At 67.1% G+C, this 17,327-nt stretch carries 18 protein-coding genes and 1 tRNA gene; 6 read left to right on the forward strand and 13 right to left on the reverse strand.

The window, feature by feature from the left end; genetic code table 11:
- Window positions 1–97: 97 nt before the first annotated feature.
- Window positions 98–781: a hypothetical protein gene (locus tag ACGFNJ_RS35685; RefSeq protein ID WP_393458756.1), complete on the reverse strand. Its 684-nt coding sequence runs from the start codon at window positions 779–781 to the stop codon at window positions 98–100.
- A gap of 74 nt (window positions 782–855) precedes the next feature.
- Here ACGFNJ_RS35685 and ACGFNJ_RS35690 point away from each other — a divergent pair, with 74 nt between their 5' ends.
- A complete protein-coding gene (locus ACGFNJ_RS35690; protein WP_393458758.1) occupies window positions 856–1,503 on the forward strand; it encodes a TetR/AcrR family transcriptional regulator in 648 nt (215 codons plus the stop codon).
- Between the two features lie 39 nt (window positions 1,504–1,542).
- On the opposite strand, the gene ACGFNJ_RS35695 is transcribed toward ACGFNJ_RS35690, so the two are convergent.
- The 3 genes from ACGFNJ_RS35695 to ACGFNJ_RS35705 all read right to left on the reverse strand — a co-directional run bounded on the left by ACGFNJ_RS35695 (window position 1,543) and on the right by ACGFNJ_RS35705 (window position 2,994).
- Window positions 1,543–1,614, reverse strand: a tRNA-Thr gene (locus tag ACGFNJ_RS35695).
- A gap of 131 nt (window positions 1,615–1,745) precedes the next feature.
- Window positions 1,746–1,988 carry an MbtH family protein gene (locus ACGFNJ_RS35700; RefSeq protein WP_011207082.1) on the reverse strand — a complete coding sequence of 81 codons (243 nt, stop codon included), beginning with the start codon at window positions 1,986–1,988 and terminating at the stop codon, window positions 1,746–1,748.
- Between the two features lie 172 nt (window positions 1,989–2,160).
- Window positions 2,161–2,994, reverse strand: coding sequence for an alpha/beta fold hydrolase (locus ACGFNJ_RS35705; protein WP_393458761.1), 834 nt, complete (start codon window positions 2,992–2,994; stop codon window positions 2,161–2,163).
- 165 nt (window positions 2,995–3,159) lie between these two features.
- Between ACGFNJ_RS35705 and ACGFNJ_RS35710 the strand changes: the two genes are divergently transcribed.
- The 4 genes from ACGFNJ_RS35710 to ACGFNJ_RS35725 all read left to right on the forward strand — a co-directional run bounded on the left by ACGFNJ_RS35710 (window position 3,160) and on the right by ACGFNJ_RS35725 (window position 7,241).
- Complete coding sequence (locus ACGFNJ_RS35710) at window positions 3,160–3,330, forward strand: hypothetical protein (RefSeq protein WP_167837852.1); 171 nt, start codon at window positions 3,160–3,162, stop codon at window positions 3,328–3,330.
- A gap of 92 nt (window positions 3,331–3,422) precedes the next feature.
- Window positions 3,423–4,979 (forward strand): trehalose-6-phosphate synthase, encoded by a 1,557-nt coding sequence (locus ACGFNJ_RS35715; RefSeq protein ID WP_393459254.1) that lies wholly within the window; start codon window positions 3,423–3,425, stop codon window positions 4,977–4,979.
- Between the two features lie 70 nt (window positions 4,980–5,049).
- The gene (locus ACGFNJ_RS35720) at window positions 5,050–5,787 is read left to right on the forward strand and encodes a response regulator transcription factor (protein WP_069167639.1); all 738 of its coding nucleotides are present in this window, start codon (window positions 5,050–5,052) and stop codon (window positions 5,785–5,787) included.
- Window positions 5,784–7,241 (forward strand): sensor histidine kinase, encoded by a 1,458-nt coding sequence (locus ACGFNJ_RS35725; RefSeq protein WP_393458766.1) that lies wholly within the window; start codon window positions 5,784–5,786, stop codon window positions 7,239–7,241. Before ACGFNJ_RS35720 ends, ACGFNJ_RS35725 begins: the two co-directional genes overlap by 4 nt.
- Window positions 7,242–7,255: 14 nt before the next feature.
- Here ACGFNJ_RS35725 and ACGFNJ_RS35730 read toward each other — a convergent pair whose 3' ends face one another.
- Window positions 7,256–7,648 (reverse strand): RidA family protein, encoded by a 393-nt coding sequence (locus ACGFNJ_RS35730; protein WP_393458769.1) that lies wholly within the window; start codon window positions 7,646–7,648, stop codon window positions 7,256–7,258.
- A gap of 129 nt (window positions 7,649–7,777) precedes the next feature.
- Here ACGFNJ_RS35730 and ACGFNJ_RS35735 point away from each other — a divergent pair, with 129 nt between their 5' ends.
- Entirely contained in the window at window positions 7,778–8,749 is a 972-nt protein-coding gene (locus ACGFNJ_RS35735; RefSeq protein ID WP_393458772.1) for a helix-turn-helix transcriptional regulator, read from the forward strand.
- 36 nt (window positions 8,750–8,785) lie between these two features.
- Here the strand turns inward: ACGFNJ_RS35735 and ACGFNJ_RS35740 are convergent, their stop codons facing one another.
- The 8 genes from ACGFNJ_RS35740 to ACGFNJ_RS35775 are packed head-to-tail and all read right to left on the reverse strand — an operon-like array spanning window position 8,786 to window position 17,322.
- The gene (locus tag ACGFNJ_RS35740) at window positions 8,786–9,271 is read right to left on the reverse strand and encodes a h domain protein (RefSeq protein WP_393458775.1); all 486 of its coding nucleotides are present in this window, start codon (window positions 9,269–9,271) and stop codon (window positions 8,786–8,788) included.
- Window positions 9,268–10,134: a hypothetical protein gene (locus ACGFNJ_RS35745; RefSeq protein WP_393458778.1), complete on the reverse strand. Its 867-nt coding sequence runs from the start codon at window positions 10,132–10,134 to the stop codon at window positions 9,268–9,270. The genes ACGFNJ_RS35740 and ACGFNJ_RS35745 overlap by 4 nt, the downstream gene beginning before the upstream one ends.
- Window positions 10,131–11,552 (reverse strand): MCE family protein, encoded by a 1,422-nt coding sequence (locus ACGFNJ_RS35750; RefSeq protein WP_393458781.1) that lies wholly within the window; start codon window positions 11,550–11,552, stop codon window positions 10,131–10,133. The genes ACGFNJ_RS35745 and ACGFNJ_RS35750 overlap by 4 nt, the downstream gene beginning before the upstream one ends.
- Window positions 11,549–12,778 (reverse strand): MCE family protein, encoded by a 1,230-nt coding sequence (locus tag ACGFNJ_RS35755; RefSeq protein WP_393458784.1) that lies wholly within the window; start codon window positions 12,776–12,778, stop codon window positions 11,549–11,551. Before ACGFNJ_RS35755 ends, ACGFNJ_RS35750 begins: the two co-directional genes overlap by 4 nt.
- Entirely contained in the window at window positions 12,775–14,043 is a 1,269-nt protein-coding gene (locus ACGFNJ_RS35760) for an MCE family protein (RefSeq protein ID WP_393458787.1), read from the reverse strand. The genes ACGFNJ_RS35755 and ACGFNJ_RS35760 overlap by 4 nt, the downstream gene beginning before the upstream one ends.
- Window positions 14,040–15,107, reverse strand: coding sequence for an MCE family protein (locus ACGFNJ_RS35765; RefSeq protein WP_393458790.1), 1,068 nt, complete (start codon window positions 15,105–15,107; stop codon window positions 14,040–14,042). Before ACGFNJ_RS35765 ends, ACGFNJ_RS35760 begins: the two co-directional genes overlap by 4 nt.
- Window positions 15,104–16,129 (reverse strand): MCE family protein, encoded by a 1,026-nt coding sequence (locus ACGFNJ_RS35770; protein WP_393458793.1) that lies wholly within the window; start codon window positions 16,127–16,129, stop codon window positions 15,104–15,106. The genes ACGFNJ_RS35765 and ACGFNJ_RS35770 overlap by 4 nt, the downstream gene beginning before the upstream one ends.
- A complete protein-coding gene (locus tag ACGFNJ_RS35775; RefSeq protein WP_393458795.1) occupies window positions 16,126–17,322 on the reverse strand; it encodes an MCE family protein in 1,197 nt (398 codons plus the stop codon). Before ACGFNJ_RS35775 ends, ACGFNJ_RS35770 begins: the two co-directional genes overlap by 4 nt.
- Between the last annotated feature and the right edge of the window lie 5 nt (window positions 17,323–17,327).

Raw genomic sequence — 17,327 nt, forward strand, 5'->3', positions numbered from 1 at the left:
CGGCCACAGTTTTGGTCAGCCGCTGACACGTAAGAGCGCGCCCCCTCGTGCGCGCTCTTACGCTGGGCCCCGTCCGGCTCTAGCGGACGATCTTCTCCTACAAGGGTTTGCAGATGATCGATGCGAATCCGACCCGGTTCGCGTGCATCTTGTGGGACACCGACCGCCGGAAGTTCGGATGCAGCAGGTGGGACACGAAAGCGGCCAGCGTTCCCGGCAGCCGTACTTGATTGACGAAGACGTATGGGCCAGCCTCGAGGGGGCCGAGGAGTGCGATGTCGTCCACCTTGGCGTCATGACTGAACCAACCGGCGACGGAGTCGAAGTACCGCAATGCGCGGTCCGCGTCGTCGGCAGTGAAGTGGTTGAACAGGAAGGTGCCCGACGGCGAGGCATCTATATCGCCCATGCGCCGGATGTTGCGGGCGGCCATGACGAAGTCAGCACCGAATTGCTGGCATGCCGGTGCCGCCTCCACCGCCGCGATCGCATCCGGCGCGGCGGTCTCGATCAAGACGATCACGTCGAACCGCGGGCTGGTACTGGATGGCTGGATCGCCACGGCTCGATAGACCCTGGCCGAGATCACCTGGTCCATTGCCTTCAGTTGGCGCGCAAGGTCCTGACACCGGCGCAGCACCTCGCGACGCCGGGAACTGCGGAGCACGAACGGGACCCGACGCGGCGGGTCGGCGCGGAATCCGAGGTAGAGGTAGCCGTATGGGGCAGGCTCGACGTACGGGGCGGGAGGATTGGTATGGGTTCGCTGGTCAGTGGTCATGTGATCCTTCTTTCAACGTAAAATAATCGATCGATCGATTAATTCTAAACCCAGAGCGGGAGGCAGGGAACCCCATGACGGCACCTCGACGCGGACCAGGGCGGCCGCGTAAGGCGGACGCCGGCGACACCAAGGCCGCTTTACTGAGCGCCGCATTGCGGCTCTTCGCCCGCAACGGCTACGCGGGGACCTCGATCCGCTCTATCGCGCGCGAGGTCGGGTTGAGCGAGAGCGTGCTCTACGCACACTTCGACAGCAAACAGGCGATCTTCGATGCCGTGCTGTCCACGCTCGGCCCCAAGACCCCGTTCGACGTTGCAGGCTACGACTCGTCCCTCGCGGACACCGACCCACCGCAATACCTGCGCGAACTCGTGCGCGCGGCACTCGACGAATGGGAACGCGAAGACGACCGGCTACTCATCAGCGTGATGGCGCGTGATGGCCTGCTGCACAGCCCCACCCTGCGAAATGCGGTGTCGGCCATGCGAATCCAGGTCAGCCTCCTGTTCGACCGCTGGATCACCGCAGGCCTGATCCCGGCAGATCTCGCCACACCGGAAGACCTGGCAATGACCTTCACCGGCTTCATCGGCCTGACCCGAATACTGCACCTACACGCCGACGCGACCCCCCACGACCGCGCCCAGGCCAGCGACGACATCCGTCGCCACGCCGAAACCTTCATCCGCCTCGTCTTCCGCGACGACAGCACCCATTGACGCAAAAGAGCGCGTCCCGAAGGACGCGCTCTTGCTTTGAGCCCCCTGTCAGGATTGAACTGACGACCTTTCGCTTACAAGGCGAGTGCTCTACCACTGAGCTAAGGAGGCGGGTGGTGTCCGGGGACACCGGGAAAAGCGTTGCCCATCATAACCGGGCACGCCGACTGCGTGACACCGGCTTTCGGCGTCACGCAGCGGCGGTCGATCGAATGTCCCGGCGCAGTATCAGATACCGCGGGTCAGGACTGGGCGCCCTGGCGGGCAGCGTCGTCCGCGGCCATCGCATCGCGCAGGCTCTTCGGACGCATGTCGGTCCAGTTCTTCTCGACGTACTCGACGCAGGCGGCCCGGCTGTCCTCGCCGAACACGACGCGCCATCCGGCCGGAACCTCCGCGAAGGCGGGCCACAGGGAGTGCTGCTCTTCGTCATTGACCAAAACGAAGAAGCGGCCGTCCTCGTCATCGAACGGGTTGGTGCTCAATTTCACCTCACTGGATACTGGCGCTACGTACGGGACCACTCCTGGATCGCCCGGCGCCGCATCCGACGAACCGAGGGGTCCACGGACTTGCGCACCGAGCGAGTCCCGAGCGTTGTTTCGACCCTAGCAAGGCCAGCGTTACGCCTGGGCGGTTACCTCAGGGCGGGCTTGCTCAGCTCGCGAAAAAGTCGAGCAGGATCTTGTTCACCGTCTCCGGCCGCTCCAGGTAACCGAAGTGGCCCGCGTCAGGAACCTCCTGGTAGCGGGCACCGGGGATGGCCTCGGCGACCTCCCTCGACAGGTGCGGCGGGATCATCCGGTCGTCGGCGAAACCGACCGCAAGGCATGGCACGGTGATCGCGCGATAGGCCTGCACGCGGTCGAAATCGTGGTCCATCCGCCGCTGCGCCCTGATGCCGGGAGTCACCGGGCCGCCGGTGAATTCGAACAGGTCGAGCCAGTCGCGCGCCGCATGCGGCTGGGCCATCGTCGCGGGCGACAGGTTCATCACGGCGGTCACCGCGGCCTCGTACTTCGCGGGCAGCTGCACGCCGCTGGCGTCGAGTTCGTGCTCGCCGAGCGAAAGCACCTTCTGGAACTGGTCGAGGCGTCCGTGGCCCGCCATGAAGACGGCCTTGCGCACCAGCTCCGGCCGGGCGAGCGCCAGCTCCTGCGCGACGCGGGCACCCATCGAGGTGCCGACCACCAGTGCGGGTCCCTCGTCGAGGAACTCGATCAGCCCTGCGGTGTCGGCGACCAATTCGTCGAGGGTCATGCCGTCGGCGCCCTCGTACGACGGCGCGATCCCGCGGTTGTCGAACGTGCACACCCGATACCCCGCCGCGACCAACGCGGGCACCTGATGCAGCTCCCAGACGCGGCCGGGACTGCCGGTGCCCATGATCATGACCACAAGCGGCCCCGAACCCTTGACATCGGTACCCCGCGCACGGTCACCTTTGACCTGGTAGTTGAGGGATATTCCATTCACCGTGGCCAGCGGCATATCGACCCTTTCGTGGAGTTGATGCTCCGTCCCACGGTATAGGGGAGGCCGGGGTCGGCACACCGGCCGGGGGCCCGTGTGATGCGGGTGCCACCCGGCCACGGCGGCGCCAGATACCATTGACTATTCGCACGTACGAGCGTAGTGAACCGGGAGGACTTGAAGATGGCCGCGAAGGGCAGCGCGAACGACATCGCGGACGACGATCTGGAACCACTCGCCGACGAGACCGCGCGTCAGGCGCAGCGTGTCGTCGCGGCCTACGCCGAGGATGCGGACGAGTGCCGGATGCTGTTGTCGATGCTCGGCATCGGGCCGAGCACCCGGGTCGAATAACCCCACCCAGCCTCTTCGACGCCAACGGCGACGTCGACTTACCCGGCTCCCATGGGACCCAGCGACGCGCAAAGGATGCGTGAGTGGATCAGATGACTCCGTCCGACGACTCCGAGCCCGCCCTAGACAACGGCGCTGCCGATACCCCGACCTCGAGTGCGGGCCCGGCCGAATCCGGATCCGGTTTCGTCGTCGTGGCCAATCGGCTTCCGGTCGACTTGGAGCGCCTGCCCGACGGCACCACCCGGTGGAAGCGCAGCCCCGGCGGCTTGGTCACCGCGTTGGAGCCGGTGTTGCGCAGCAACAAAGGCGCCTGGGTCGGCTGGGCCGGGGTGCCGGACACCGAGATCGATCCGATCATCGAGGACGGGCTCGAGCTGCATCCGGTGCCGCTGACCTCGGACGAGGTCGCCGACTACTACGAGGGTTTCTCCAACGGCACGCTCTGGCCGCTCTATCACGACGTGATCGTGCGCCCGGTCTACGACCGGAAATGGTGGGCCGCGTATGTCACGGTGAACCGTCGCTTCGCCGAGGCCACCGCGAAGGTGGCCGCCGAGGGCGCCACCGTCTGGGTGCAGGACTACCAGCTGCAGCTGGTGCCGAAGATGCTCCGGATGCTGCGGCCCGACCTGACCATCGGGTTCTTTCTGCACATCCCGTTTCCGCCGGTCGAGCTGTTCATGCAGATGCCGTGGCGGACCGAGATCGTGGAGGGCTTGCTCGGCGCCGACCTGATCGGCTTCCACCTACCCGGCGGTGCGCAGAACTTTCTCTATCTCGCCCGCAGGCTGGCCGGCCAGCCGACCTCGCGCGGCACCGTCGGCGTGCGGTCCAAGCTCGGCGTCGTGCAGGTCGGATTCCGCACGGTCCGGGTCGGTGCGTTCCCGATCTCCATCTCCTCCGCCGAACTGGACGAGCACTCGCGCCGTCGCTCGGTCCGCGAGCGGGCCGCGAAAATCCGTGCGGAACTGGGCAATCCGAAGAACATCCTGCTCGGTGTCGACCGGCTCGACTACACCAAGGGCATCGATATCCGGCTCAACGCGCTGGAGGAGCTGCTGCTCGACGGCCGGGTCGACCCGGCGGAGACCGTCATGGTCCAGCTGGCCACCCCGAGCCGCGAGCGGGTGGAGAGCTACATCCAGATGCGCGGCGACATCGAGCGGCAGGTCGGCCGGATCAACGGCGAGTTCGCCAGGGTCGGCTACCCGGTGGTGCACTACATCCACCGCCCCATTCCGCGCGACGAGCTGATCGCCTTCTTCGTCGCCGCCGACGTCATGCTGGTGACGCCGCTTCGCGACGGCATGAACCTGGTCGCCAAGGAGTACGTCGCCTGCCACAGCGGCCTCAACGGCGCCCTGGTGCTCAGCGAATTCACCGGTGCGGCAGCGGAATTGCGACAGGCATACCTGTGCAACCCGCACGACCTGGACAGCGTCAAGGACGCCATCGTCTCCGCGGTGGAAGACGATCGCGACACCAAACGCCGTCGCATGCGCTCCATGCGCCGCCAGGTCCTCGCCCACGACGTGGACCGCTGGGCCCGCGCCTTCCTCGAGGCTCTGGCGCAGGGACAAGTGGCGGGCAGCGCCCTGCTGACCGACGACGACGTCTACCCGGAGGAACGTCAGCCTTCCCGCTGAACCAACCCCTCACAGGAATCACCCAGGATTGGTCCAGGAAGTTCGCAGCTGCATAGCGGACCATGGGTCCATGAGTGGTGCGCCTGCGGACCAGGCACCCGAGGCGCGGGTGCTGGTGGTCGACGACGAGCCGATGATCGTGGAGCTGCTCGCGGTCAGCCTGCGCTATCAGGGCTTCGCCGTCGACACGGCCGCCGACGGGGCACAGGCGCTGGACAAGGCGCGCAGCTTCCGGCCGCAGGCGCTGATCGTCGACGTGATGATGCCGGGCATGGACGGCTTCGGGTTGTTGCGCAGGTTGCGCGCCGACGGTATCGACGCCCCCGTCCTGTTCCTCACTGCCCGCGACGAGGTGCAGGACAAGATCACCGGGCTCACCCTCGGTGCCGACGACTATGTCACCAAGCCGTTCAGCCTGGAGGAGGTCGTTGCCCGACTACGGGTGATCCTGCGCCGCGCAGGCCATGCCGCTCCGCAACGCGAGAGTTCCCGAATCCGGTTCGAGGACATCGAACTCGACGACGACACGCACGAGGTGTGGAAGGCGGGCGAGCCGATCGCGTTGTCCCCCACCGAGTTCACGCTACTGCGCTATTTCATGGTCAACGCGGGCACGGTGCTGAGCAAGCCGCGCATCCTGGATCACGTGTGGCGCTACGACTTCGGCGGCGAGGTCGGCGTCGTGGAGACCTATGTCTCATACCTGCGCAAGAAGGTCGACACCGGCAGCGACCGCTTGATCCACACGTTGCGCGGCGTCGGCTACGTGATGCGTGCCCCGAACCGCAGCCGGTCGGCCGGGGCATGATCTCGGCGCGGCTGGCGAAGGTCCGCACCTCGGTTTCCGGCTCGCTGTCCGCGATCCCGCTGCGCGTCACGCTGATGGTGCTCCTGGTGCTGACCGCGGGTCTGGGCCTGCTGCTCTCCGGGCTTGCGGTCACCTCCGAACTGGAGAAGTCGCTGACCGCGCGCACCGATCAGCAGCTCAAGGAGGGCGCGATCGAATGGCAGCGCCGGGCGCGGATTCCGGCGCCGATGCAGCCGGCGTCGGAAGCGCGGCATCCACCGAGCCAGTTCTACGTCCGTGCGGTGAACGCGAACGGCATCCTCATCATCAGAGCGTTCGGTGTCGACGCCGAACCAAGGCTGCCTACCGAGCCGGGACCCGCCCCGACCACCGTCCGCTCGGTCGCCGGTCCGATCGAGTGGCGGACATTGACGATCAACGGTCCCGAAGGGCCGACCACGGTGGCGCTGCCGCTCAACCAGAACAACGAGACCGTCAGCCGGTTGGTCACGCTGCAGTTGGTCGTCGGTGTGGTGGTCCTGGCGGCGCTTGCCATCGTCGCGTACTTCGTGATCCGCCGCAGCCTGCGCCCGCTTGTCCGGGTGGAGAACACCGCGGCGGCAATCGCCCGCGGCGACCTGTATCGCCGAGTTCCGGTGCGCGGCAACAACACCGAGGTCGATCGGTTGTCCCGCTCGCTCAACGGCATGCTCGCCCAGATCCAGCAGGCGTTCGCGAAGACCGAGGCCTCCGAGGCCGCCGCGCGCCGTTCCGAGGCGAGGATGCGCCAGTTCGTCGCCGACGCCAGCCACGAACTGCGCACCCCGCTAACCACCATCCGCGGCTTCGCCGAGCTGTACCGGCAAGGCGCGAACACCGCCCCCGACCTGTTCATGGACCGGATCGAGCGCGAATCGCAACGGATGGGCATCCTGGTCGAGGACCTGCTGATGCTGGCCCGCCTCGACGCGCAACGCCCGCTGGAGCAGAACCAGGTGGATCTGCTCGCCGTGGCCAGCGACGCCGTGCACAGCGCACGTGCCATGGCCGCCGCCGCGGACCCCGACGCGCCCCGCCGCCGGATCGAACTCGAAATCCGGCCGGGTGAAGGCACTTTGGAGCTGGTCGGGGACGAGACCCGGCTGCGTCAGGTGCTGTCCAACCTGCTCAACAATGCCCTCACGCATACGCCGCCGGACGCGTCGGTGGCGGTCCGGCTCACGCCCGCCGCCGACGAGGTCCTGCTCGAGGTCGCCGACACCGGTCCAGGACTGCCGCAGGACGAGGCCGACCGAGTCTTCGAGCGCTTCTACCGCACCGATGGTTCCCGCACCCGCAGCAGCGGCGGCACCGGCCTCGGCCTGTCCATCGTCCAGGCGTTGGTCAGTGCGCACGGCGGCACCGTGAGCGTGCAGAGCGCGGAGGGCATCGGCACGGTCTTCACCGTCCGGCTGCCGCGCGAAAACGTTGCGTGACAGCTCTTTACCCGCTAGCCAGGGATGATCGCGACGGCATCGATCTGCACGAGCACATCGGGGCGCAGACCCGCCGCGGTGAAGACGACCGTGACGGCGGTGCGCTGATCACCCCACACCGACAGTGCCGCTGCGTAGCCCACCTGCGCGTCGACTCCTTCGAGCAGGAAGATGTTGAGTTTGACGACGTGCTCGGGGCCGGTGCCCCCGGCAGCGAGCACCGCGAGCACGTTGCGCATTGCCTGCTGGGTTTGCGCCTCGATGCCGTCGAGCAGCTTCCCGCTGCGGTCGGTGCCGAGTTGGCCACCGACATAAAGCATGGGACCCGCGGGCGCGATGACGCCCTGCGTGAAGGCCGGGCTGTAGGCGAGTTCTTCGGGATCGAGGTGGGTGACCTTCGCGGTCATGCGCGTGCTCCTTGAGATTCGGGTGTGGGTCGCGCGGTAGGGCAACTCCGGACATGTCTACCGCCGTGCACGCAGTCTCACACGATTAGCGGACAGATTCGGTCCGCTATTTCGGGCAAGATGGGTCACGTGGAGGAGCGCGGAACGACCGAGCGGGTGTTGACCCTGCTCGGCCTGCTGCAGCAACGCCAGGTTTGGACCGGTCCCGAACTCGCCGACCGGCTCGGCGTCACCCCACGCACGGTCCGCCGCGATGTCGAGCGGCTGCGCACGCTCGGATATTCGGTGCACGCCGCCCAGGGTGTCGGCGGTGGCTATCAGCTAGGTCAAGGACAAGACCTGCCGCCGCTGCTGCTCGACGACGAGGAGGCGATCAGCACCGCCGTCGCGCTCCTCGTCGGCGCGGGCAATGCGGTCACCAGCGCCGACGCGGCACTCCGCGCGCTGACCAAACTCGACCGAGTGCTGCCGGCCCGGTTGCAGCACGAGGTGCGCGCACTCACCGGTGCGGTGGAATCCTTCGGCGGCGGCCGCGCCGCGGTCGACGCCGAAGCGCTCATGACGCTGGCCAGAGCGTGCCGCGACGAGGTTCAGGCCGCCTTCACCTACCCGTCGCGAAATGCAGTGCACGCCAGACGTGTCGAGCCTTATCGCCTGGTCGCCTCCGACCATCGTTGGTACCTGTTCGGCTACGACCTGGATCGCGACGATTGGCGCACCTTCCGCGTCGACCGGATGACCGAGGTGTCCGCGCGGACCTGGCGCTTCCAGCCACGCTCAGCGCCGGACGCCGCGGCTTACGTCCAGGAAGGTGTCGCGAGCCGGGTCTATCCGCACCGGGCACGCTTTCTCGTGCACGCGTCGGCCGACACTGTGCGCGCGAAGTTTTCGAGTTCGGCGGCCGTCGTGCGCGAGCGCGGCACCGACCGCTGCGAAGTGATCAGTGGCGCCGATACCGGCGTCGACGCCGTCCTCGTACGCGTGCTACTGCTCGGGCACCCCTTCGAGGTCCTCGAGCCACCCGAGCTCAGAACCCGTTGTCACACATTGGGACAGCTCTTGGTCGCGGCGGGCTCGACGATGCCGGACGAGCCGCGCTGAGGAACACGGCAGCCCTTGTGCCACTCCCCTTTTCGCTCAGAGCGGGGTGATCTGGTCGACAAGCCAGCGATCGCCGTCCTTTTGCAGGGTGGCGCGGACTCGGCTGCCGGTGGTGGTGCCCTGGGGCGAATCCTTGCTTGTGGTCACCTGATTGAGGAAGAGCAGGACATCCGCGTGCGATTTGTCCGCGGAGATCACGCCGCCCGCCTGGGTGGTTGCCTTGACGGAGAGTTGCTTCTCCTTGGCGCCGGGGGCGATTGCCTGGGTGATGAGCTTCAGGTAGTCGTCACGGAACTTCGGGGAGAGGGCGTCGGCGGCCTTCGGGAGTTCCTTGTCGACCGTTTGGAAGTCATAGCTGAACATCGCCGAGACGGCACGGTCCGCCGCCGTCACCGCGTCCTTGCGGGCTTGTTCGGCCTGGTGGTCGTTCCAGAGCTGGAATCCGCTGATGCCGAGGACGATCAGCGCGACGAGGGCCACCGCGCCGAGCCCGGCCATGACGATCTTGCCTGGTGATTTCATGCCACGAACTCCACGTTGGAAACGGTCAGCCCGGCATCGCCGCGGTCGACGGTGACGCGGAAGCGGTAGAGCCGCGTCTGCGGACCTTCCTGTCCCGCGTTGGTCAGCGTCTGCTTGGCGGCCACCAGCACCTTGGCGGAGTTCTCGTCGTCGCTTTCCACCGCGGCCTCGACGATCTCGCCGGTGGAGACGACCTTGGCCTGCTGCACGATATTCATGAACGGGTCTACCCGGCCGTCGAATTCGCTCTTGAACTGGCCCGAGGCGACCGAGAGGATCCGGTCGATGTCCTGCTTCGCCGAGTCGGCGCGGATCGTGGTGAGGTTGAGCACCGCCTGCCTGGCGGTCTGCACGTACTCGGTGCGGCGCTCGGCGCGGGCGTCGGCCGAACGGACCTGAACCACCGCGATGGCCGCGCCGACTACCAGCGCGAGCACCACGATCGCGGCTGCCGCCATGGCGACGAGGCGCCCGGCGCCGAGCGACGTCTTCGGCTGGTCCGCATCCGCGGGCTCATCGACGGCAACCACCGACTTGCCGAGATCTACGGATGAGCCAGCGTCGACGGACTTCCCGAGATCGACAGAGGAATCAGCGTCTACCGACTTGCCGAGATCGACCGAGGCAGCTGCCGACACCGCATCCTTCGAGGATTCGACATCCGTGGAAACCTCAGCCGCCGAGGCCTTTTCGGCCGATGATCCCACGACCGCACCACCGCCGAGCGCGGTCGCCGTTGCGGCACGTGCGGTCCCCGCGGGAACCGACATCACCTCACGGTTCGCCGTCTCCTCGACCGGTGGGCCCACCGAGCGCACCGCGCGACGTCGCGCGCGCTGCCGATCTCCGTTGATTTCCGTCATCGTTGCTGCTCCTCGAGCATCGCCTGCCAGCTCGACGGTACCGTGCCCGTACCGCCCGGTCCGATATCTCCTTGTCGATAGGTGCGTCCGTCCGGTCCAACGTACTGACCGGTCTTCGGGTCATAGGCGCGGGCGGCCGCAGGTGTTCCGGTGCCATAGGCGGCGGGCGCCACCTGACCGGGCGCGAGCGGCGCCGCGGCGGGCGCGACCGGTTGCGGCGGCCCGAACGGCGGGTTGTTGCCCTCCGGAACGAAGCCGGAGCGGCACAGCTCGGGCGTCGGCGCCCGCACCCCCGGGAATTCGGCGCACGGCGTATTGCGGATGCCGCGCACCGCGATCGGCGAATCCTGCGGCACCTTGCAGTACAGCCCCGGCGGCGAAGGGACGGAATCCAATTCGCTCGGCGAGCGCCGTTCGTTCGCGGGCAGGAATCCGGTGGTGCACGCGGGCGGATCGTTGACGACGACCATGAAGTCGACCATCGCGCCGTATTCGCGCGGCCCGCGGATGATCGTCTTCAGCGCCGCGATCAACGGCGGGAACACCACCAGAAGTTGTTCCAGCCCTGCGTGATACGTGACGCCCACCTGTCCGACACTGACCAGGTTGTTCAAGAGCAGCGGCAAGGTCGGACGCAGGGACTCGAACTGCGAGTTGACCCGCTGCATGGCAGCAGGTGCGTCGCGCAACACATTCCGCAGCGACGGATCGTGCGCCCGCAGCTGATCGGTGACCGTCGCGAGATCGCTGGTCCACGACCGGATGGCCGCGTCGGACTGAATCTGGGTGTCCAGCAACGGCCCGATCTGATCGAGCAGCTTCTTGGTCGGCTCCGCGCTCTGCTGCGCCTCCTGGACCAGCAGTGACGCCGAGTCGATGAACCGCTGCAGATCCGGGCCCGCCCCGTTGAACGCGCGGAACGCCTCGTCGATCACCTGCCGCAGCCTGGTGTCGGCGACGCTGGACAGCAGGCGATCCGACTGATCGAGCAACGAGCCGACGTCCTGCGGCAACTTGGTGCGCTGCACCGGAATCACCGCGCCGTCGGCCAGATTGCCGCCCGCGGGCCGGTCGGCCGGGATCAGGTCGACGTACTGCTCGCCGACCGCGGACACACTGCGCACCCAGGCGGTGACATCCTTGGGCACCTTGTAGTCGCTGTCGATGGACAACTGCGCCTCGACGCCACCGGGGGTGAGCCGAACTTCGCGCACCGTACCGACATTCGTGCCGCGATAGGCCACGTTGGCGGTCGGGTAGAGCCCGCCCGTCGCCTCCAGCTGCACCGTGACGTCGTAGCGGCCGATGCCGAACATCGCGGGCACCTTCACATACACCCCGCCCATCACCGCGAGCCCGATGACCGTGAGAATGGCGAAGATCGTCAGCTGGGCGCGGACGAATCGGGTGAGCGTCATCGGCCGGGACCCCCTTGTGGCGCAGTGTTTCCCGGCACCGTCAGCCCGGGAATGGCAGGCAAGCCGGGGATGGGCGGCAGACCCGGAATGGTCGGAGTCGGTTGCGCCCCTTCGGGTTGCAGCGGACCGGTCGCCGGATTGCCGCCCTGCGTGGCGGTGTCGGGCGCGAAGCTGCCGACCACGCCCTCGACGCCGCCGAACCGGCCGCCGAGCGGGGTGCCGATCAACCAGTTGTTGTCCAACCGCTTGCCGGTGAGATCGACGGTGATGAACAAGTTCAAGTAGTCGCCCTTGATCGCCTTGTCCAGGTTCTTCATCGGGAACGGGAAGGTCGGGATGATCTTCATCGCCTCGATCAGATTCACGCCGGTGTCGGCGAGCGTCTGCAGCACCGGTGCGAGGCTGCGCAGGTTCGCCTTCAGGTTCTCGCCGCTGGACGCGATGAGCCGATCGGTCACATCACTGAGGTCGCCGAGCGCGTTGAGCGCCGCGGTGATGTTCTTGGTGCGATCGGCGAGCACGGTGAGCGCGGGATGGATCCGCTCGATCGCCTTGGCGACCACGTCGCGCTGCTGGGCGAGTTGACCGCCGAGCCGATCGAGGCCGCTCATCGCCGCGATGATGTCGTTGCGCTGCTTGTCCAGGTTGACGGTGAGCTCGTTGAGTTGCGGCAACAGGTCGCGAATGTCGTTCTCGCGCCCGACCAGCGCCGAGTTCAGTTCGCGGGTAATCGTTTCCAGCTGCGAGATGCCGCCGCCGTTGAGCACCACCGACAGCGACGAGAGGACCTGCTCGGTGGTCGGGAACGCGCCTGCGCGCGCCAGCGGAATGGTGTCGCCCGCCTTCAGCTGCCCCTGCGGCGTGGCATCGGTCGGCGCGGCCAGCTCGATGTGGTTGCTGCCGAGCAAGCTGGTCTGCCCGATCTTGGCGACGGCGTTGGCGGGCAGTTGCACGGTGGGATTCAGGGTGACCGTGACGAGCGCGTGCCAGCCCTCCACCTCGATGTTCGACACCGTGCCCACCGTGACGTCGTCGACGCGCACCGGCGAATTCCTGGTCAGCGTGGTGACATTCGGCATCTGGATGCGCACCTGATACGCGCCGTCCATGGTGCCCTCGGTGCCGGGCATCGGCAGCGAGTTCAATCCGTCCCACTCACAACCCGAAACACCGAGTGCGAGCGCGAGACCCATGACGAGCGTGGCCATCCGGCGCGGTTGCCTCATCGGCCTCCTCCCGGAATAGCCAGTCCGGCAATGCCGTCCGGTATCACGACCGGCGCGGGTCCCGGCGCCGGGCCCGGCTGCGGCGCCCGCCCGGCCAGGCTCGGCGGGCTGTACTCGATCTGGCTCGGGAACGCGTGCACCCCGGTGGCCGGATTCAGCATGATCGGCGCGTAATTCATGGCAAGCGAGCTGATCACCGGCGCCAGATACTGCGCGCACAGATCGGCCGAGCGATCGGAATCATTGGTCTCCAATGCCCGCACCGACCCGCAGAGGAAGCCGAGCGGATCCGCCGTGTTGCTGAGTGCGACCGCGCCGGACAGCGTGCCCTGGGCCGGCTTGTAGATCTGATAGAAGTTCACCAGCGCCGTCGGACCCGAGTGCAGCACCCGCTCCAGCTCGGGCCGCTTGTCCACCAGGATCTGCGTGACGTCGGCGAGCCGCTGCACGCCTTCGGTGAGCTCGGCGCCGCTGCCGTCGAGGAAGCGCTTCACATCGCCGAGCGCGGTATCCAGATTGTCCAGTCCCGCACCGAGTTCGGCGGAGGTGCCCGCCAGCACCGAGGACACCGAGGCGAGTCTGCCGCCGAACTGCACGATCTGCTCGTTGCTTGCCGAGAGCACCTCGACGAACTTCTGCAGATTCCGCACGGTGCCGAAAAGGTCGGTGCGGCCGTCGGAGAGCGTGTTCAACGTGGCGGACAGTTCGCGCAGGGTGTCGCGCAGTTTCTGCCCGTTGCCGTCCATGTTGTCGGCGGCGGTGTTGACGAAGCGGCCGAAGGAACCCTGCTTGTCGTCCCCGACCGGCCCCAGAGTTGTTGCCAGCTTGGACAGTTCGGCCTTGATGTCGTCCCACTCCACCGGGACCGCCGTGTGCTCGAGCGGAATCTCCGCGCCGTCCCGCATTTTCGGACCGCCGGTGTACGCGGGCGCCAGCTGGATGAACCTGGCCGACACCAGCGACGGCGAAATGATCACCGCGCGTGCGTCGGCGGGCAGATCGATGCCGCGATCGACGGTCAGCTTGACCCGCACCCGATCCTTACCCGGCTCGATCGAGTCGATGCGGCCGACCTTGACGCCGAGCACCCGGACCTCGTCACCCTGGTAGAGACCGGAGGTCGACGGAAAGTACGCCGTGATCGCGGTCTTGCCGATCCGGCTGACACCGGCGTACGCGCCGAAAAGCACCAGCGCGGCGACCAATCCGGCCGCAACCAGCACCGCCCACCGCGGTAGCTGCCGAACTCTTTCCAGCATGGTCATCGTGGTGGCTCCTGGATCGAGGGCCCGATCGACGGCGGTGCCGGTTTGGTGAAGATGTTGCGCAAGGTATCGGGCAGATGCTCCGGCCACACCAGTGCGTCGACCAGCAGCTGCAACTGGGTACTGGTCGCGTTGACCACGTACGCGTTGAACCACGGCCCGTTGCCGACCTGTTCGCCGAGCGCCGCGGCGTAGGGGCCGAGGTTGTCGAGCGCGTCGTTCAGGTTCTGTCGGTTGCGCTGCAGCAGGGCAAGCACCGAATTCAGCTTGTCCAGCGCGGGTTTCAGCAGCGGCTCGTTGTCGGCGACCAGGCCGGACAGCTGCTTGGCCACCTCGTTCACGTAGACGATCAGCTGCCCGATCGCACTGCGGCGCCGATCGAGTTCGCCGAGCAGGTCGTTGCCGTCCAGCAGCAACGCGTTGATCTGGTTGCTCCGGTCGGCCAGGATCTTCGTGACGCTCTGTGCGCGCTTCAACAGGTCGGACAGCGCTTGATCGCGGGCATTGATGCTGCGCGACAAGGCGGTTACGCCGTCAAGCGCCGCCCGCAGCGGGGCCGGGGTGTCGGCGAAGGTCGCCGACAATGTGTCGAGCGTCTTGTCCACCTGCGCCATGTCCAGTCCCTGCACCGTGCGTCCGAGATCGCCGAGCGCGTCGTTGAGCGAATACGGAGACGTGGTGCGGTCCAACGGAATCGTGTCGTCCCGGCGCAGCGCACCGGAGCCGGTCGGCGTCACCTCGAGTGACTTGCGGCCGAGCACGGTGTTGGTCTTGATCGCGGCGGAGGTCTTCTGGCCCAACACGATCGACTCTTCGAGCGTGAACCGGACAAGCACCTTGGCGCCGTCCAGCTCAACGTCGTCCACCCGGCCGGTGCGCACACCGGCCACCTGAACCGGGTCGCCGGGCACCAGCCCGCCCGCGTCGGCGAAGTACGCCGTGTAGGTCGCGCCGCCGCGAATGAACGGCAGCCGGTCGAACTGCAACGCCGACAGGGCAACACACACCGCGAGCACGAGGCCGACGATGCCGATGGTGACGACGCGCGAGCGCTCCTGGTTCATTCGGGCGCACACCTTCCGGTCGTCTGCTTACCGGGCAGGTTCACTTGCAGGGGTTGCCCGTTCGGGCCGTCGACGAGCATATTGGTCCCGCAGACGTAGAGCTGCAGGAACGAGCCGTAGGCGCCGATCCGAATCAACTTCTTGTAGGTGTCGGGCAACCGGTCGAGCACCCACTGCAAGGTGTCGGAGCCGTTGTCGATGTTGGTGGACAGTCGGCCCGTCTGTTCGATGGTCGAGCGCAGATCCGGCCGTGCCTGGGCGAGCAGACCGGTCAGGTCACGGGTGGCGCCCGCGATGCGCGGCAGCGCGTCGCCGATCGGGTCCCGATCGGCGGCCAAACCGCTGACCAGACGCTGCAATTCGTCGAGCGTGGTGGCGAACTGATCGCCGCGCTGATCGATGGTCTGCAACACCGTGTTCAGGTTGTTGATCACGTTGCCGATCAGCTCGTCGCGATCGGCCAGCGTCTTCGCGAAGGAGCCGCCGCTGTTCAGCAGCGAAACCAGCGTGCCGCCCTGGCCCTGGAAGATCTGCAGCAGCGCGCTGGTCAGGTCGTTCACCTGCGCCGGATCCAGGCCGCGCAGCAGCGGCCGGAAGCCGCCGAGCAGCATGTCCAGGTCGAGCGCTGGCGCGGTCTTGTCCTTGCCGATGGTGCCGCCCTCGGGCAGCACGTCCATCGAGCCAGGCCCCTCCAACAACTCCAGATACCGGTCCCCGACCAGGTTTTCGTACCTGATGGTGGCGCGGGTGCTGGCGAGCAACCGGTACTTGCGGTCGACATCGAACTCGACATGCGCGAGATGGTCCTTGCCGACCTGCACCGAGGACACCGAACCCACCGGCACCCCGGCGATGCGCACCTTCGAGCCGGGCAGCATCCCGGACGAGCTGGTGAACACGGCGTGATAGCCGTTCTCCTTGGCGAATCGCATCTGGCTGAACACGACGGTCAGCCCGGCGAAGACCAGCGCCATCACCAGCGTGAAGATGGCCAGTTTGATGGTCGTCGCGGTGTTCTTCACAGGCTGGCCACCCCCGGCAGGCCGGCGAACAGGAGCTGGAACACCTTCGGCGCCTCGTTGGGCTTGACGAAACCCGTGTTCGGCACGTACGGAGCTCCCTGATTCGTATCGGTGACAACGTAATTGGAGTGGCTGTCCGGGACCCGATCCACCACTCCCTCGCAGTGCGGGCCGCCGGTCGCGTTCACCTTCGGCAGGTCGTTCGGATAGGTGTAGGGCTTGGCGCCGAACATGAAGTTGGTGTTCATGCCGATGCCGGGCAGCATGCCGCCGAACACATCCTCGGCCAGCGGCATCATCGGGCCGAGCCCATTGATCAAACAGCTGAGCGCAGGCGCGTATTCGAACAGCAGGCTGGTCGTCGGCCGCAGCAGATCCAACGCCGTGCTGAGGTTGCCCGTGTTGTCCCGCAGCACCGAGCCGGTGGTGTCGGCCAGCCCGATCACGTTGGCGAGCACGTTGTCCAGGCTCTGCTGTTCGGCGGCGAGCGTGTCGCTGGTGACGGTGAGGTTGTCGACCGTGCGGAGCAGGCCGGGGGCCGTGTCGGCATACAGGTCGGTGACCTGGCCGGTACGCACCAGATCCTGTTGCAGCGTCGGCAGATACGGGTTGATGTCGCGCAGGTAGGCGTCGCTGCGGGCGAGCAGGTCGCCGAGTTTCTCGCCGCGTCCCTGCAGCGCGGTGCCGAGCGCCGAGAGGGTCGCGTTCAGCTTCTCCGGCTCGACCTTGGCCAGCACATCGGACAGATGCTGGAAGAGCGTGTTGAACTCGACGGTGACGTGCTGCGCCGTCACCCGCGCGCCCGGCTGCAGCGAGGTCGCCGAAGGCTGCTGCGGCACCGTGAAATTCACGTACTTCGCGCCGAAGACGGTGGTGGAGCGAATGTCTACGCCCGCGTTGGCCGGAACCAGCTTCAGCTGATCGGGATTCAACGCCAACTCGAGGCTGGCGCCGTCGGCATGCTGGCTGATCGAGACGACCCGCCCGATCTCGACACCGCGCACCTTCACCTTGGCGTCCGGATCGAGGACGAGACCGCTGCGCGGCGCGTCGACCGTCACGGTCGCCGTCGGCGTGAACCCGCCGACGAACATGACCAGGGCGATGGCGATGACGGCGACCAGTGCGAGCACCATTCCGGCGCCGGCCAGTTTGAGGCCGACGGCATTGCGCAATTTCTTCGAATCCGCCATATCGC

This window comes from Nocardia sp. NPDC049149, from assembly GCF_043197455.1.
Classification (GTDB): Bacteria; Actinomycetota; Actinomycetes; order Mycobacteriales; family Mycobacteriaceae; genus Nocardia.

Coding starts and splice junctions, on each gene's coding strand:
- ACGFNJ_RS35715 (WP_393459254.1), top strand. CDS start 3,423: ATGACTCCGTCCGACGACTCCGAGCCCGCCCTAGACAACGGCGCTGCC.
- ACGFNJ_RS35765 (WP_393458790.1), bottom strand. CDS start 15,107: ATGAACCAGGAGCGCTCGCGCGTCGTCACCATCGGCATCGTCGGCCTC.
- ACGFNJ_RS35725 (WP_393458766.1), top strand. CDS start 5,784: ATGATCTCGGCGCGGCTGGCGAAGGTCCGCACCTCGGTTTCCGGCTCG.
- ACGFNJ_RS35710 (WP_167837852.1), top strand. CDS start 3,160: ATGGCCGCGAAGGGCAGCGCGAACGACATCGCGGACGACGATCTGGAA.
- ACGFNJ_RS35690 (WP_393458758.1), top strand. CDS start 856: ATGACGGCACCTCGACGCGGACCAGGGCGGCCGCGTAAGGCGGACGCC.
- ACGFNJ_RS35755 (WP_393458784.1), bottom strand. CDS start 12,778: ATGAGGCAACCGCGCCGGATGGCCACGCTCGTCATGGGTCTCGCGCTC.
- ACGFNJ_RS35740 (WP_393458775.1), bottom strand. CDS start 9,271: ATGAAATCACCAGGCAAGATCGTCATGGCCGGGCTCGGCGCGGTGGCC.
- ACGFNJ_RS35750 (WP_393458781.1), bottom strand. CDS start 11,552: ATGACGCTCACCCGATTCGTCCGCGCCCAGCTGACGATCTTCGCCATT.
- ACGFNJ_RS35760 (WP_393458787.1), bottom strand. CDS start 14,043: ATGACCATGCTGGAAAGAGTTCGGCAGCTACCGCGGTGGGCGGTGCTG.
- ACGFNJ_RS35775 (WP_393458795.1), bottom strand. CDS start 17,322: ATGGCGGATTCGAAGAAATTGCGCAATGCCGTCGGCCTCAAACTGGCC.
- ACGFNJ_RS35745 (WP_393458778.1), bottom strand. CDS start 10,134: ATGACGGAAATCAACGGAGATCGGCAGCGCGCGCGACGTCGCGCGGTG.
- ACGFNJ_RS35685 (WP_393458756.1), bottom strand. CDS start 781: ATGACCACTGACCAGCGAACCCATACCAATCCTCCCGCCCCGTACGTC.
- ACGFNJ_RS35705 (WP_393458761.1), bottom strand. CDS start 2,994: ATGCCGCTGGCCACGGTGAATGGAATATCCCTCAACTACCAGGTCAAA.
- ACGFNJ_RS35730 (WP_393458769.1), bottom strand. CDS start 7,648: ATGACCGCGAAGGTCACCCACCTCGATCCCGAAGAACTCGCCTACAGC.
- ACGFNJ_RS35720 (WP_069167639.1), top strand. CDS start 5,050: ATGAGTGGTGCGCCTGCGGACCAGGCACCCGAGGCGCGGGTGCTGGTG.